This is a genomic window from Micromonospora sp. NPDC048986, from assembly GCF_040649335.1.
Classification (GTDB): Bacteria; Actinomycetota; Actinomycetes; order Mycobacteriales; family Micromonosporaceae; genus Micromonospora; species Micromonospora alfalfae.
This window is the reverse complement of sequence record NZ_JBEZFJ010000011.1, coordinates 239,476-255,551: the sequence shown is the minus strand read 5'-3', so window position 1 is coordinate 255,551 and position 16,076 is coordinate 239,476. Positions and strand designations below refer to the sequence as shown.

Sequence of the window (16,076 nt, the reverse complement as noted above, 5' to 3'; positions counted from 1 at the left end):
ACGAGGAGCAGGACGTGAGCACAAACCGCCGCAGTGCCGGCAACCGGCCACTGCGCGTTCTCCAGGTGACAAGCACGGCCGTCGGCGGTGACTGGTTCTACGACCAGGTGACCGGGTTGGCGCGGCTGGGGCACGACGTCTGCGCGGTCGTACCGGGCGAGGGTCCGCTCACCGACCGCCTCCGGACGGCCGGGGTCCGCACCGAGATCGTGTCGATGTCGGGTTGGCGCCCGCGGCAGCTCCCCCGGGTCGCGGCGGCACAACTGCGTCTCGTCCGCCTGGTCCGGCGCTTCGACCCCGATGTGGTGCACGGCCATCTGGTGAAGGCCAACATCGTCTGCCGGTTGGCCAGTCTGGCCGCCCGCCGACCGCTGCTTGTCAACCAGATCGCCGGCGTCGTCCACCTGCGCAGCCCACTGTTCAACAGAATCGACCGCGCGACAGTGCGCCGGGTGGACGTCCTGATCGGGTCGTGCCACGCGTTCGCCGAACAGTACCGGCGCTTGGGCGCACGGGCGGTGACTGTCAGTCACTACGGGTGCGACGTGCACCGGCTCGACCCGACCGCGAGTGGGGAGTCGTTCCGGGCGGAGTTCGGGCTGGCCGCCGGCACCCCCACCGTCGGAATGCTCGCCCACATGTACCGCAGCCGACTCCAGGCGTTCCAGGACATCGGTTTCAAGGGCCACGAGGTCTTCCTCGACGCGGCCCCGCGCCTGCTGGCTCGGGTGCCGGCGGCCCACCTCTTCGTCGTCGGCGACGAGTTCACCGGCGACGTGGGCTACCGACGTGAGCTGGAGGAACGCGCCGTCCGACTGGGCGTGGCCGAGCGCGTGCACTTCACCGGTCGCCGGAGCGACGTGCAGGGCGTTCTGGCCGGTCTCGACGTGGCGGTCACACCGTCGCTCGAGGAGTCCGCGTCGTACGCCACCATCGAGGCGCTGCTGATGGAGCGGGGCGTGGTGGCCAGCGACGTCGGCGGGTTGCCAGACACCGTGCAACATGGCGAGAGCGGCCTGTTGGTGCCTCCGGCGGACCCGGACGCGCTGGCCGACGCCGTCGCCGACCTGCTGGAGGACCCTCAGCGCCGGGCTGCCATGGCTCGGCTCGGACGCAGCCGCTGCCTGGACCTGTTCGACATTCAGCGGACGGTCGCCGACGTCGAGGCGATCTACCGGGCGGCGCTCGACGGTCGTCCACTGCCGCGGGCCGGACGCCTGTCCGAGGTGGCCCGATGACGGCCGCGACGCCGCCCCTCGGCCCGAGCGCCAACCCCGGTGCGGATGCCGGGCCGGCGGTGACAAGCGGTCGGGACCTCGCCGAAAGCGGCCGACCCACCACCGGTCCGGGCGCTTCGGCGCGGGTCTCGCAGCAGAGTGTGTCGGCCGCCGCCGCCGGATCCGTCGGGACCAGGGTCGTGCTCCTGGCCATCAGCCTGGCGACCGGGGTGTTGGCGGCCCGGGTCCTCGGCCCGCACGACCGCGGCGTGGTGGCGGTCGTGCTCGCCTGTGCGGCGATCTTCGGAGCGCTCCTCACAGTGGGAATGGAGACGGCCAACCTCCGCTACGCGGGGGCTTCGGTCGCCGCCCACCGACGAACCGTGTGGTGGAGTCTGCGCCACGTCGCAACGGTCGGAGTCGGCGTGGCAGCCGCCTGGGGGGCGCTGGCGCTGGTGGTCGGGCCAGCCGTTCGGATCGGGCTCGACCCGGTCACCTTCGCCCTCGCGCTCAGCCTCGGCCCCGTGGTGCTGCTCTCCTCCCTGCTCGGCACTGCCGAGATCGGCCGCAGCCGCGCCTCGGTCTACAACTGGACCGTCATCGGAGGGCTGCTCGTCTACGGCCTGCTGCTCGTCGCCCTGGCGGTGACCGACCGCGCGGACACCGACACCGTCATCGGCGCGTACCTCGTGGGCCAGGTGTGCGCCGCGGCGGTGCTGCTCGTCCGCGCTCTGCCGTTGAGCCGCCATCCCGGCACACCCCAGGACGCGGCCGCGTACCGGGCGTTCGCCCGCCGGGTGTACGCACCCAACCTGGCCCAGTTCGCGATGGTGCGCAGCCAGGTCCCCGCCATCCACCTGGTGGCCGGCGCGGGCGCCGTCGGCGTCTACTCGGTGGCGGTGCCGTTCGCCGAGATGCTCCTGGTGCTCCCGGTGGCGCTCAGCCTCATCCTGGTGCCGGCAGTCGCGCACGGCGGCGCCGACTGGCACACGGTCCGTCGGATGTCGGTGCAGACACTGCTCATCACCGCCGTCGGGGCGGGGCTGCTGGCCGCGGTCGCGCCGCTGGCCTTCCCGCTGCTGTTCGGCAGGCAGTTCGCCGAGGCCGTACCGGTGCTCTGGGCGATGCTGCCCGGCCTCATCGTGCTCGCGGTCGCCCGCACCGCGCAGAGCTACCTGACGGCCGTCGACCGTCCGGGCCCGCCAACCCTGGCGGCCGTGAGCGCCGCCATCGGCGGGCTGCTCGCCATGGTCGTCCTGATCCCACGCTTCGGCACGCTCGGCGCGGGCTTCGCCGTGTCGGCCGGATACGTCCTCTACGGCCTGGTCGTCGGCTGGGCCTTCCTCGATCACCGGCCTGTGCAGGGTCGGAGAAACGGTCCGACCAGAATGACGACTGAACGCGGCGGCCGGCACGCGAGGCCAACGACACGGGACCGCGATTCCCTGCTGCCGGCGTGGGGACGAGCGGCCGGCGTGCTCGTCGCCGGGGTGGCCGCCGGTGTGGTGGCGGTGCAGGACACGTCGCTCCTGCTCCGGCTGGCCGCTCTGGCAGTGGTGGTGCTCGTCGTCACCCTGCCCGGCTTCGGCCTCTACTGCATCGCGCTGGCGGTGCCCGCATCGCAGTTGCCCATCGCCCCGGCGGCGAGCAGCACCACGCCGTTGCTGGCGCTGATCCTCTGCACTCTGGTCGGCACGTTGCTCCGCGGCCGCACCACCCGCCGCAGCACCCCCGCCGTCCTCATCGTGGCCGGCCTGACCTGCGTCCTCGCTCTCGGTGTGACGGTCGGCGGCCAACCCAACCAGGCGTTCCGGTCGGTAGCCGCGATCGCCATACCCCTGGCCTGCATACCGCTGATCGACACCGCCCGAGCCCGCTCACGGTCCGTCCTCCTCGTGTTCGCGGTCGCGGCGACCGGCGTCGGCCTGTTCCACGCCGCGCTCGCCCTGATCGGAACACCGGTGCTTGCCGAGGAGAACCCGGCCCTTGCCGAATCCCTCAGCAGCCTGAACCACAACGCGTGGGGGCCGATGTTGCTGCTGGCGCTCGCCGTGCTGCTGGCCAGGCTGCGACCGGGCCTGTCGGGCACAGCCCGCGTGTTGACAGTCGCGGGGATCGCCGCCGTGGTCGTCAGCGTGGTGCTGTCGTACAGCCGCTCCACGTACATCGGCGGAGCGCTGCTCCTGCTCTGCTTCGTGATCCAGCGACGGCGCACGGTGGCCCTGGCCCTCACCGGCATCGTCGTCGTCCTCACCGTCGGCCTGACCGGGGTGCAACTGGTGCCGGATCAGGTGGCCGAGCGGATCGCGTACACCACGGTGGACGGACGACTGGACAGCTCCAGCAGCGTGCGCCTGGACCTCTGGCTCAGTGCCCTGCGGATGGCCGCCGACCACCCTCTCGCCGGCGTGGGTTTCCAGAACTTCCGGACCCACCTGCCGGAGTACTTCCAACCCGAGGTCACAGTGGCCGCTGTCGACGTCCAGCTCGACAGCCTCAACCACGCGCACAACACCTACCTCACGGTGCTGGCCCAGACCGGGCTGGTCGGCGTCCTCCTGGTGGGCGGGCTCCTGTTCATCGTGATCCGCCAGGTCCGTCGACGCCTGCGCGACGGAGACCAGAGCGCCGAGGCGGCAGTGCTCGGCATGGCCGCGATCGGCGGGTGCAGCCTCTTCGGGGAGCCGCTGCTCACCCTCCCGGTGCTCATCCCGTTCGTGCTCCTCCTTGCCGTCGCCACGGCCCGTTCGCAGGCCGAGCCGAAGCGCGTGACCGACAGGCGTCCCGCCGGGGCGAAGCACTCGGTGCGGACCCGACCGGCGTGGACGCCCGGCCAGAGCGGCTACGGCGTGCGCCGCGGACGGTCCACCGCCGAGAAGGTCCTGACGTGATCATGAAGGAGACGAAGGTGACAGCGACACGTCCCGACACACCGAGGGTCGAGAGCCACGACCAGCCGCGTCGGCAGCGGGCCGTCCCGGACTCGGCCCCCACGCCCGTGCTTCCGTCGGTGATGTTGCTCTGCGGCGCGAGTTCGCTGCACGCCCGCAAGTGGGCTGTCGCGCTGGCCGAACGCGGTCATCCGGTCATCGCCGTCAGCTGGATCGACGCGGAGCCGATCGACGGCGTCGAACTGCGCGTGGCGCCCGGGACCGGCCGGACCCGCAACGGGCGGTGGGGGGCGGTGTGGCAGCTCGCCGCCGCCGGCTGGTGGCTGCGCCGGCAGACTCGCGAGGTTCGCCCCGACGTGCTGCACGTGCACTCGGTAGGGATGGCGGGTCTGCTGTCGCTGCTGGCCCCGCGTCGACCCGCCCGGGTGGTCACGCCCTGGGGGGTCGACCTGCAGTCGGCGCGTCGGTCCAGGGTCCGCAGGTGGGTCGCCCGAGCCGCCCTGCGCCGCTCCGACCTCGTCCTCCCCACCGCGGAGTCGGTCCGTACGGAGATCATCGAGCGCTACCGGATACCGGCGGAGAGCACCCGCACCGTGTCGTGGGGCGTGGACGACAAGCTGTTCGCGCTCCGGGACACCGTGACGCCAGCGTCGGTGCGGGCCGAATTCGGCATCCCGGCCGACGCGACAGTGCTGTTCGCCGCCCGGACGGCCGGTCCCGTCTACCGCACGCCCGAGGTCCTGCGGGCGTTCGCCCGGGTGGCCGCCGCTCGTCCGGACCTTCACCTCGTCGTCCTGGCCGGGCACCGTCCGGCCGAGGCGGCGGCCGCTCAGGCGCAGCGGCGGTGCGTCGCGCAAGCCCACGAGCTCGCCGCGAGCCTACCCGGACGAGTCACGGTGGTGGACCGGTCATTGACACCCGAGGACACCTTCCGGCTGATGCGGGCGAGTGAGGTGAGCATCTCGGTTCCTCGCTTCGACCAGCGCAGCTGCACTGTGCTGGAGGCGGCGCTCGCCGGTTGCCGGCTTCTGCTCGCGGATCTGCCGCCGTATCGCGAGATGGTCGAGGACGGCATGGCGGCCGACATCGTCAGCGGGCCGTTGGAGACCGCGCTGGCGGACCAGCTCATGGCCGCCCGCCCGTTGGAGCCGGCTCTGCAAGAGCGCAACAGGCGCTTCATCGAGACGTCGGAGTCCTGGTCACGCCAGGTCTCCGTAGTGCAGGAGTGCTACCGGCGGCTGAGCACCGACCGAGCCGGACAACGGCGGGACGGGGCGGCCCGGTGAGGATCGTCTACCTGCACCAGTACTTCCGCACACCGGCCATGTCCGGGGGCACCCGGTCCTACGAGTTCGCCAGGCGTCTGGTCCGCAACGGCCACGACGTGCACGTGGTGACCAGCGACACCGAGTCCTCGTCGGACGCCAGGCAGACCTGGCGGACCACTGTCGAGGCGGGCGTGGTGGTGCACTGGGCGGCCGTCCCCTATCGCAACGCGATGTCCATTCGGGAACGGATCTCGGCCTTCGGGCAGTTCGCCCGGTTGGCGGCGCCGCGTGCGGCGTCGCTGGAGCAGGACGTCGTCTTCGCTACCAGCACTCCGCTGACCATCGCGTTGCCCGCTGTCTACTCCGCCCGCCGCCGCCGGACGCCGATGGTGCTGGAGGTACGCGATCTCTGGCCGGAGGTGCCTATCGCGCTGGGCGCGTTGCGGTCGCCGCTGACGCGGCGTGCGGCCACCGGCCTGGAGGGATGGGCCTACCGCAACGCCGCACACATCCTGGCGCTGTCGCCGGGGATGGCGGCGGGCGTTCGGGCGCGGCACCCCGGGGCTGCGGTGACAGTCATTCCCAACGGTTGCGACCGTCAGCTGTTCGCCGACGCGGACGCTGCCGGTCGGGCGCTACGGGATCGCACGCCGTGGTTGGGCGACCGTCCGCTGATCCTGTACGCGGGGACGCTCGGGTTCGTCAACGACGTGGGTTATCTGGTGCGGATGGCCGCGACGCTGCGCCGTGACCACCCCGACGTGCGGATCGCGCTCGTCGGGCAGGGCGCGGAGGCGGCACAGGTGCGCGCACAGGCAGCCGCGTCCGACGTCCTGGACCGAAACCTGTTCATGGTCGACCAGGTGCCGAAGGCCGAGGTGGTGGCGTTCTTCGGTGCCTGCGATCTCGCCGTGTCGACGGTGCGCGACGAGCCCGCGTTGCACGCCAACTCGGCCAACAAGGTCTTCGACGGGTGGGCCGCCGGTCGACCGGTAGCGGTCAACCACGAGGGGTGGATCGCCGACATCCTGCGCCGCAGCGGGGCCGGAGTCGTGCTGCCCGCGGGAGATCCGGCCGCCGCGGCGACGCTCGCTGGCGCGTTCGTCAGTGATCCGGCCCGGACCACTGCGGCGCGGGCCGCGGCACGGGTGGTCGCGGCCAACGAGTTCGACCGCGACCTGCTCTTCGAACGGTTCGAGGACGTGCTGCGGGGGGCGGTGGTGCCACGCCAACCAACCAGGTCAATAGCGGGACAAACTTCGTGAATAGCCAAAAATCAGTCATAAAGTGATTAGTTTTGGTAGGACGTTAATAAGACCATCTTGGTGGTTTACCCCGGGATGGGCCGCTATCGCAGCAGGAGTTTCCACATGCCACTTTTGGGGACAAGCCCCAGCGAGTCCACACGCCTCGTTCGGTCGCACCGCAACGTCCGACTGGCCGGCAGCCTCCTCGCAGCGGACGCCCTCGCCTGGATCGCGGGTTTCGCCGTCGCCGCGTGGGTGCGCTTCGAGTTCTCGCTCACCGGTCCCGCCCTGGCCCGTGCGATCGGCATGGGCGTGGTCGCCGCGGCCGCGCACGTCGCAGTGTCCGCCGTTCGCCGCAACCTGTCCGGCCGGCACCCCCTGGGCAGCGTCGAGGAGATGCAGGGGCTCGCCAAAACGGCCCTGACCACCGGCGTGCTCCTGCTGATCGCACTCGTGCCCATGACGTCCCGACCGGTGCCCGCGAGCACGCCACTCGTCGGCGCGGCGATCGCGCTGACCGTCATGCTCGGCACCCGTCTGGCGTACCGCAGCCGCAGCGACCGGACGTTGCGCCCGGACGCCGGCCGAGCGGAACCGGTCCTGCTCTTCGGCGCGGGCTCAGCCGGTCAGGGGCTCCTGCGGGCCATGCTGAGTGACCCGGCAGGGCAGTTCCTGCCGGTCGGGATGCTCGATGACGACCCGCAGAAACGCCACCTGTCGCTGGCGGGCGTGCGCGTGCTCGGCCGTCGCTCTGACATCGACACTGTCGTGCGGCGTACCGGCGCGAAAATGGTGATCTTCTCCGCCGCCAACGCCGACTCCGAACTGATCAACGAGGTCCGCGAGAGCACCCTGAAGACCGGAGCGACGTTCAAGATCCTTCCTTCGGTACGGGAACTGGTCGACCATCGGATCACGGTCAGCGACGTCCGCGACCCGGACATGGCGGACCTGCTCGGCCGACGACAGGTGATCGGCGACCTCCGGGATGCGGAGTCCCAGCTGCGCGGACGCCGGATCCTGGTGACCGGCGCCGGTGGGTCGATCGGCTCCGAGCTGTGCCGCCAGATCATGCGGGCCGATCCGGGCGAGCTGATGATGCTCGACCGCGACGAGTCGGCCCTGCACGCCTTGCAACTGTCGATGTCGGGTCGCGCGATGTTGGACAGCCCCGAGCTGATTCTCGCCGACCTGCGCGACGAGGAACGGATCCGGCGGGTGATGGCGGAACGCCGACCCGACATCGTGTTCCACGCCGCGGCCCTGAAACACCTGACACTGCTGCAACGCCACCCGGGCGAGGCGGTGAAGACGAACGTGTTCGGCACGCAGACGGTGCTCAACGCGTGCCGCGACGTGGCGAGGTTCGTCAACATCTCGACCGACAAGGCCGCTGACCCGGTCAGTGTTCTCGGCTACTCCAAGCGGATCACGGAGCGGTTGACAGCGAACGCCGCCGCGACGCACGGCGGCACGTTCCTCAGCGTCCGCTTCGGCAACGTCCTGTCCAGCCGAGGGTCGGTGGTCACGGCGTTCCGGGCCCAGATCGAGGCGGGACTGCCGATCACCGTCACCCACCCCGACGTGACGCGCTACCTGATGACAGTGCAGGAGGCGGTGCACCTGGTGCTGCAGGCCGCCGGCATCGGCCGCGACGGCGAGGCGCTCGTCCTCGACATGGGTGAGCCGGTACGGATCGACGACATCGCTCGCCAGTTGGCGAGCCAGGCGCCGGGGCCGGTCCAGATCGTCTACACCGGGCTCCGGCCGGGTGAGAAACTCCACGAGGCTCTGATCGGCGCTGGTGAGCGGGACCTCCGTCCGCTGCACCCGCTCATCTCGCACGTGGCGGTGCCCCCACTCGACCCCATCGAGATCACCACGCTGGACCCGTTCGAAGACCCAGAGAAGATCATCGACCGCCTGGCGTGGCTGTGCGGCCAGTCGACCGGCATCGTCGCGCAGCAGGCCGTCAAGTCGACAGCTCCGGCACCCAGCGCGAGCTGAGTCGACGCCGACCCCGCAGGTGGCGTCCCGGATGAATCCTCGACGCGCCTGCGGGGTACGGCTTGCCGGCCCGACTCGACCATCGTGAGGTGCTCCGACGAGCGGCCACCCACGACGCGGGTCCGCCTCGCGTTGAGCGTCACACCCGGCACCAAAGTCGACACGGTCAGCAACGAAGCTCCCATCGACTGATTGACATCGATAGCGGCACACCGAAGGCTCGCGCCTACAGGTCCTTCACCCAAGGAGGCGCGATGAGACCGAGACGACTGGCGATCGCCGGCGTGCTCACCCTGCTCGGCGCACTGGCACTGACCCCACCGGCCAGCGCGCGGCCGCCGTCCGACCCGGGCGCGCGCGACGGCCTGGAGGTGTACGTCGGCACTGTCGACGCGAAACAGCGCGAGCAACTGCGCGCGGCGGGGGTCGACCTCGGACACGACGCGAAGACGGACGCGTCCGGCCGTACCACTGTCGAGACGGTCCTCAGCAGACGGCAGGCGAAGCGGTTGACCGACAAGGGCGTACCGCTGTCGGTGAAGAAGGTGCGAGGCAAGGACGCGTCGCAGGCGCTGCGGGAGCAGGCCGCCGCCGGCTGGACGAGTTTCCGTCCCTACGGTGAGCCGGGCGGCCTGCGAGACGAGTTGAACGCCACAGCGGCCCGGTATCCCAAGCTGACCAAGGTGGAGACGATCGGTCGCAGCCAGCAGGGGCAACCGATCGTCGCCGTGAAGGTCACCAAGAACGCGCGGACCGTCGCTGACGGCCGGCGACCGGCGGTGCTCTACGCCGGTGCCCAGCACGCCCGCGAGTGGATCACACCGGAGATGACCCGCCGGCTGATGCATCACGTGCTGGACAGCTACGGCACCGACCGGGAGATCACCCGACTGCTGGACACGACCGAGCTGTGGTTCCTGCCGGTCGCCAACCCGGACGGCTACGACTTCACGTTCACCCCCGGCAACCGTCTGTGGCGCAAGAACCTGCGGGACAACAACGGCGACGGGCAGGTCGGCTCCGGCGACGGCGTCGACCTCAACCGCAACTTCAGCTACAAGTGGGGCTACGACAACGAGGGCTCGTCGCCGGAGCCGAACAGCGAGACCTACCGGGGCCCGGGCCCCAACTCCGAGCCGGAGACCAAGGCGCTGGACCGGCTCTTCAAGCGGGTCGGGTTCGAGTTCTTCGTCAACTACCACTCGGCGGCCGAACTGCTGCTCTACGGCATCGGCTGGCAGGTGAGCACCCCCAGCCCGGACGACGAGATCTACAAGGCGATGGTCGGGGACGACGCGCACCCCGCGGTGCCCGGCTACGACCCGGACATCTCCGCGGAGCTGTACACCACAAACGGTGACACCGACAGTCACGCCACCGTCAGGTACGGCACGCTGGGCTTCACCCCGGAGATGTCCACCTGCGAGGCCGCCTCGGCCGTCGACCCGGACGACCAGTGGCGCCCCGAGGACTGCGTCAGCGGCTTCATCTTCCCCGACGACGAGGCGCTGATCGCTGGCGAGGTGAACAAGAACCTACCGTTCGCGTTGGCCGTGGCCCGGTCGGCGGCGGACCCGGACGACCCGGTCTCGGTGGTCGGTAGGAGCACTCCGGACTTCGTTGTCGACGCCTTCGACACCTCGTACGGGCGCACCCAGCAGGTCGCCGCGATCACCCGTCGGGCGCTGAGGAACGTGCGGATGCACTACACGGTCAACGGTGCGCGACCGAAGACGGTAGCGGTCCGCGAGTGGCGCGGCGGCGAGCGGTACGGCGACACCCACGACGACTACTACGCCGAGCTACGGGGCACTGTCAGCGGCGCGAAGCCGGGCGACCGGGTGGAGGTCTGGTTCACCGGGAACAAGCCGCGTGCCGGGGTGGTGGCCAGCGAACACTTCACCTACCGGGTGCACAACGACATCGGCGGTGACGTGCTGGTCCTCGCGGTGGAGGACGTCACCGGCCTCAGTCCGGCGCAGACCGGCGCCACCGCGAAGTACGCCGACGAGGTCGCGGCGTCGCTGGGCGCCGCCGGGCGCAGCAGCGACGTGTACGACTTCGACGCGATGGGCCGCACGGCGCCGCACCCGCTCGGCGTGCTGTCGCACTACGAGGCGGTGGTCTGGGAGACCGGCGACGACGTGATCCTGCGCTCCCCCGGTCAGGTGGCCGGCACGACGGCCAGGGCGGCACTGGAGACCGAGTTGGCCGTCCGGGACTACCTGAACGAGGGCGGCAAACTGCTCGTCAGCGGCCAGTACGCGTTGTTCGCGCAGGGCGCCAACGGATCGTACGTCTATCACCCGGACGCGCCACCGGAGTGCACCGACGCCGAGGCCGCCAGCTGTCTGCCGCTGTTGAACGACTTCCAGCAGTACTGGCTGGGCGCGCACAGCTACGTCAGCGACGGCGGAACCAGCCCGGACGGGGAGCCGTACCCGGTCGCCGGGACCGACGCGGCGTTCACCGGCTTCGACGGGCAGCTGAACGCCTCCGGCTCGGCGGAGAACCAGGCGCACACCGCCTCGTTCCTGACCACGTCGAGCTTCCTGCCGCCGGACGAGTTCCCGCAGTTCGCCAGCTCCGCGCCGGTGGGCTGGACCCGACCGGGCGGCGCGCCGTTCGATCCGCGCACGGGTGAGTGGTACCTGTACAGCGGGCAGACCGACGAGTCGTACAAGCGACTCACGCGCACTGTGGATCTCACCGGGGCGAGCAGCGCGGAGTTGCGCTTCTTCACCTCCTACGAGATCGAGCAGGACTGGGACTTCATGTTCGTCGAGGCGCACGAGGTGGGTAGCGACGACTGGACGACCCTGCCGGACGCCAACGGCAAGACCAGCGCTGTCACCGGGGAGAGCTGCGTCGAGGGTTGGGTGGAGCAGTTGCACCCGTTCCTCGCGCACTACCAGGGCGCGGACTGCTCCCCCACCGGGAGCACCGGCAGCTGGAACGCGGCGAGCGGATCGTCGGGAGGCTGGAAGGAGTTCGTGGCCGACCTGTCGGGCTACGCCGGTAAGCAGGTCGAGGTGTCGATCACGTACGCCTCGGACTGGAGCACCCAGGGTCTCGGCGTCTTCGTGGACGACGCCCGGGTGCTGGTCGACGGGTCGACGGTCGCGGATACCTCGTTCGAGTCGGCCGACCTGGGTGGCTGGACGGTGGCCGGGCCACCGCCCGGCTCCGCCGGCAACGCCAACGACTGGTCGCGCAGCCAGCAGGCGTTCGAGGAGGGCTCGGTGGTGGTCACCGGGGACACGGTGTACCTGGGCTTCGGGTTGGAGGGTCTCCCTCCGGCGGACCGCGACGACCTGGTCGCCCGCTCGTTGACCCACCTCACCGGGCAGCCCCGCCCCTGATGGCGGCGAGGTGTGCCGGCGGTCCGCGGGCCGCCGGCACACCTTTGCCGTACGCCGGGTGCGCCCGCCAGCGATGTGATGAGCTGTACGGGTGTCGGGGCTGGGACTTGTGCTGCACCCCACCCGGGATGTCACCGAGGTGGTCGGGATCATCGAGCGGTGGGCGACGCGTCACCACAAGACGCTGATGGTGCGCGAGGAGGACCAGCACCGCGTCCCGTCCGGCGTCGAGCCGGTGCCGGCGGGTGAGGTCGCGACCCGCGCCGACGCGTTGATCAGCATCGGCGGTGACGGCACGATGCTGGGTGCGCTGCGCTCCGCCATCGGCGACCCCAAGCCGGTTCTCGGCGTACACCTGGGTCGTCTGGGGTTTCTCGTCGAAGTCGAACCGCCGGAGTTGCCCGAAGCGCTGAGCCGGCTGCTGTCGAAGGATTTCACCATCGAGTCGCACGCCTGCCTCGCCTGCGACGTCTGCGGCGACGACATCGTGGCGTTCAACGACATCGCGTTGGTTCGTCAACCGGGCGCCGGCTTCGTCAGCGTCACGCTCGCCATCGACGGCCAGCAGTACGGCTACTACCGCAGCGACGCCGTGGTGGTCAGCACTCCGATCGGCTCGACGGCGTACAGCTACGCCGCCGGTGGTCCGCTGATCTCCCCGGCGGCGGACTCGGTGGTGATCACGCCGGCGGCGCCGATGGCCGGCATCTCCCGGGCGGTGGTGCTCTCTCCGGACGAGAAGATCCGGTTGGAGCTGCAGCCCAACTCGTCGCCGGTGGTCGTGGAGATGGACGGGTTGGTGTTCCGCGACGCGGCGACGGAGGGGACGGTGGACATCTCGTACCGCCGCGATGCCGGTCTGGTGGTCCGCTTCGACCCGCTGCGCTACCAGGAGCGCAACCAGTTGAAGATGACGCTGCTCGACCTGCCGTTCCTCCCCGAGCAACTCCGCGAGCTGCTCCCCGAAGAGCTGCGCCGACGCGGCCAACAACTACCCCCACCCGCCGACCCCCCACCCTGCTAACCCCCCCCACCCTGCTCCCCCCGCCCCCGCCCCGGCACCGTTGATCAAGAGGTTTGCGTCATGCCGACCGGCGTGTCGTGACGCAAACCTCTTGATCACCGGGAGGTGGAGGCTGGGAGGGGTGGGGGGTGGGGTTAGGCCTGGGTTAGGGCTTGGTCTACCAGGGTTTTGGCCTCTTCCTGGATCTGCTTGAGGTGGTCGGGGCCCTGGAAGGACTCGGCGTAGATCTTGTAGACGTCCTCGGTGCCGGACGGACGGGCGGCGAACCAGCCGGACTCGGTGCTGACCTTGAGGCCGCCGATCGCCGCGCCGTTACCGGGTGCGGTGGTCAGCGTCGCGGTGATCGGCTCACCGGCAAGCTCGGTCGCGGTGACCTGCTCCGGGGAGAGCTTGCCGAGCACCGCCTTCTGCTCCCGGGTGGCCGGAGCGTCGATCCGGGCGTACGCGGGCGCGCCGAAACGCTCGGCCAACTCCGCCCAGTGCTCGCTCGGGCTGCGGCCGGTGGTGGCCTGGATCTCGGCGGCGAGCAGGCAGAGCAGCAGGCCGTCCTTGTCGGTGGTCCAGGTCGAGCCGTCGCGCCGCAGGAACGACGCCCCGGCGCTCTCCTCGCCACCGAAGCCGACCGCGCCGTCGAGCAGGCCGGGGACGAACCACTTGAAGCCGACCGGCACCTCCAGCAGCGGCCGACCCAGGTCGGCGGCGACCCGGTCGATCATCGACGAGGAGACCAGTGTCTTGCCCACCGCCGCGTCCGGCCCCCACTCGGTGCGGGTGCGGAACAGGTGACGAATCGCCACCGCCAGGTAGTGGTTGGGGTTCATCAGCCCGGCGTCCGGGGTGACGATTCCGTGCCGGTCGGCGTCGGCGTCGTTGCCGGTGGAGATCTGGTAGTCGGCCCGCGCGGCGATCAGCGACGCCATCGCGTTCGGCGAGGAGCAGTCCATCCGGATCTTGCCGTCGCCGTCCAGGGTCATGAACCGCCAGGTCGGGTCGACAGTCGGGTTGACCACCGTCAGGTCCAGGCGGTGCCGCTCGGCGATCTCACCCCAGTACGCCACGCTCGCCCCGCCCAACGGGTCCGCGCCGATGCGGATCCCCGCATCGCGGATCGCGTCGATGTCGATCGCCGCCGGCAGGTCGTCGACGTAGTTGGCGAGGAAGTCGTACTTCCCTGTGGTGTCGGCGGCCCGCGCCCGCGCGTAGGTGATCCGGCGGACCTCCTTGAGCCCGGCGGCGAGGATGGCGTTGGCCCGGTCCTGGATCCACCGGGTCACGTCGGTGTCGGCCGGCCCGCCGTTTGTGGGGTTGTACTTGAAACCGCCGTCGTCGGGCGGGTTGTGCGACGGGGTGATCACGATGCCGTCGGCGAGCCCGCTGGTCCGCCCACGGTTGTGCGTGAGGATCGCGTGCGACAGCGCCGGGGTCGGGGTGTAACCGTCGCGGCTGTCCACCAGCACGGTGACCCCGTTCGCGGCGAGCACCTCCAGGGCGTCCACAGCGGCCGGCGCGGAGAGCGCGTGGGTGTCCCGGGCGAGGAAGAGCGGCCCGTCCAGCCCCTGGTCGCGCCGGTAGTCGCAGAGCGCCTGGGTGACCGCCAGGATGTGGTCGGAGTTGAACGCGTTGCGCAGGCTGGAGCCGCGGTGGCCGGAGGTGCCGAAGGAGACCTGCTGGGCCGGGTCCGCGGGATCCGGATGCTCGGCGTAGTAGGCGGTCACCAGGCGCGGCACGTCGACCAGGTCGGCGGGCTCGGCGGGCTGGCCGGCACGGGGGTGGGTCACTGCGGGATCCTCCTCGGGGAGTGCCTGTCGGTCACGGCACGACCTTCTGGCCCTTGCCGATCACCACGATGCCGTTGTCGGAAACGGTGTAACGCTGCCGGTCCTTCTCCAGGTCGACGCCGATCTCGACGCCCTCCGGGACGAACACGTTCTTGTCCAGGATGGCCCGCCGGACCACAGCGTGCCGGCCGATCTCCACACCCTCCATCAGCACCGAGCCCTCGACGTGCGCCCAGGAGTGCACCCGCACCTTCGGCGAGACGATCGAGTTCTCCACCAACGAGCCGGAGATCACCACACCAGGGGAAACCATCGAGCCGACCGCTCGGCCGACCCGCTCACCCCACTGGTGCACGAACTTCGCCGGCGGCCACGGCGGCTGCTCCGTGTAGATCGGCCAGTCGAAGTTGTACATGTTGAAGACGGGGTGCACGTTGATCAGATCCATGTGCGCGTCGTAGAACGAGTCGAGCGTTCCCACGTCCCGCCAGTAGCCGCGGTCACGGTCGGTGCTGCCCGGCACCTCGTTGTCGCGGAAGTCGTAGACGTTGGCCTCGCCGCGTTCGACGAGCATCGGGATGATGCTGCCGCCCATGTCGTGCTTGCTGGACTTGTCGTCGGCGTCGCGCTCGACCGCCTCGCAGAGCGCCCGGGTGGTGAAGACGTAGTTGCCCATCGAGGCGTAGATCTCGTCCGGCGCGTCGGGCAGACCGACAGCGTCGGTGGGCTTCTCGCGGAACGCCCGGATCCGCTTGCCGTCCTCGCCGACCTCGATGACGCCGAACTGGTCGGCCATCGACAGCGGCTGGCGGATGCCGGCCACCGTCACCGCCGCGCCGGAGGCGATGTGGTCCTCCACCATCTGCCGCGGGTCCATCCGGTAGATGTGGTCGGCGCCGAAGACGATCACGTAGTCGGGCTGCTCGTCGTTGATCAGGTTGAAGCTCTGGTAGATGGCGTCGGCCGAGCCGGCGAACCACCACGGGCCACGACGCTGCTGCGCCGGCACCGGGGTGACGTAGTTGCCGAGCAGCGTGGACATCCGCCAGGTCTTGGTGATGTGTCGGTCGAGGGAGTGGGACTTGTACTGGGTCAGCACGACGATCTTGAGATAGCCGGCGTTGGCCAGGTTGGAGAGGACGAAGTCGACCATGCGGTACATCCCGCCGAACGGGACGGCCGGCTTGGCCCGATCCGTGGTGAGTGGCATCAGGCGCTTGCCCTCCCCACCCGCCAGGACGATCGCGAGCACCTTGGCAGCCATGCCCCGACGCTATCCACC

At 70.5% G+C, this 16,076-nt stretch carries 9 protein-coding genes; 7 read left to right on the top strand and 2 right to left on the bottom strand.

Annotated elements, in window-relative coordinates; all coding sequences use genetic code 11:
* The first annotated feature begins 14 nt into the window (after nucleotides 1–14).
* The 7 genes from AB0B94_RS23090 (at nucleotide 15) to AB0B94_RS23060 (ending at nucleotide 13,016) form a co-directional block, all read left to right on the top strand.
* Nucleotides 15–1,238 carry a glycosyltransferase family 4 protein gene (locus tag AB0B94_RS23090; RefSeq protein WP_357283617.1) on the top strand — a complete coding sequence of 408 codons (1,224 nt, stop codon included), beginning with the start codon at nucleotides 15–17 and terminating at the stop codon, nucleotides 1,236–1,238.
* Entirely contained in the window at nucleotides 1,235–4,108 is a 2,874-nt protein-coding gene (locus AB0B94_RS23085) for an O-antigen ligase family protein (RefSeq protein ID WP_357283613.1), read from the top strand. The genes AB0B94_RS23090 and AB0B94_RS23085 overlap by 4 nt, the downstream gene beginning before the upstream one ends.
* Before the next feature lie 17 nt (nucleotides 4,109–4,125).
* Nucleotides 4,126–5,394, top strand: a complete 1,269-nt coding sequence (locus AB0B94_RS23080) for a glycosyltransferase family 4 protein (RefSeq protein WP_357283609.1) — start codon at nucleotides 4,126–4,128, stop codon at nucleotides 5,392–5,394.
* Nucleotides 5,391–6,641 (top strand): glycosyltransferase family 4 protein, encoded by a 1,251-nt coding sequence (locus AB0B94_RS23075; protein WP_357283606.1) that lies wholly within the window; start codon nucleotides 5,391–5,393, stop codon nucleotides 6,639–6,641. The genes AB0B94_RS23080 and AB0B94_RS23075 overlap by 4 nt, the downstream gene beginning before the upstream one ends.
* A gap of 105 nt (nucleotides 6,642–6,746) precedes the next feature.
* Complete coding sequence (locus AB0B94_RS23070) at nucleotides 6,747–8,630, top strand: nucleoside-diphosphate sugar epimerase/dehydratase (protein ID WP_357283602.1); 1,884 nt, start codon at nucleotides 6,747–6,749, stop codon at nucleotides 8,628–8,630.
* Between the two features lie 254 nt (nucleotides 8,631–8,884).
* On the top strand, nucleotides 8,885–11,992 hold the full coding sequence (locus tag AB0B94_RS23065; RefSeq protein WP_357283599.1) for a M14 family zinc carboxypeptidase: 3,108 nt from the start codon (nucleotides 8,885–8,887) through the stop codon (nucleotides 11,990–11,992).
* Nucleotides 11,993–12,083: 91 nt separating this feature from the next.
* Nucleotides 12,084–13,016 (top strand): NAD(+)/NADH kinase, encoded by a 933-nt coding sequence (locus AB0B94_RS23060; protein ID WP_357283596.1) that lies wholly within the window; start codon nucleotides 12,084–12,086, stop codon nucleotides 13,014–13,016.
* 134 nt (nucleotides 13,017–13,150) lie between these two features.
* Here the strand turns inward: AB0B94_RS23060 and pgm are convergent, their stop codons facing one another.
* Nucleotides 13,151–14,794, bottom strand: a complete 1,644-nt coding sequence (gene pgm, locus AB0B94_RS23055) for a phosphoglucomutase (alpha-D-glucose-1,6-bisphosphate-dependent) (protein ID WP_357283593.1) — start codon at nucleotides 14,792–14,794, stop codon at nucleotides 13,151–13,153.
* A 31-nt stretch (nucleotides 14,795–14,825) separates the two neighbouring features.
* Entirely contained in the window at nucleotides 14,826–16,058 is a 1,233-nt protein-coding gene (gene glgC, locus AB0B94_RS23050) for a glucose-1-phosphate adenylyltransferase (protein WP_357283587.1), read from the bottom strand.
* Nucleotides 16,059–16,076: the final 18 nt, after the last annotated feature.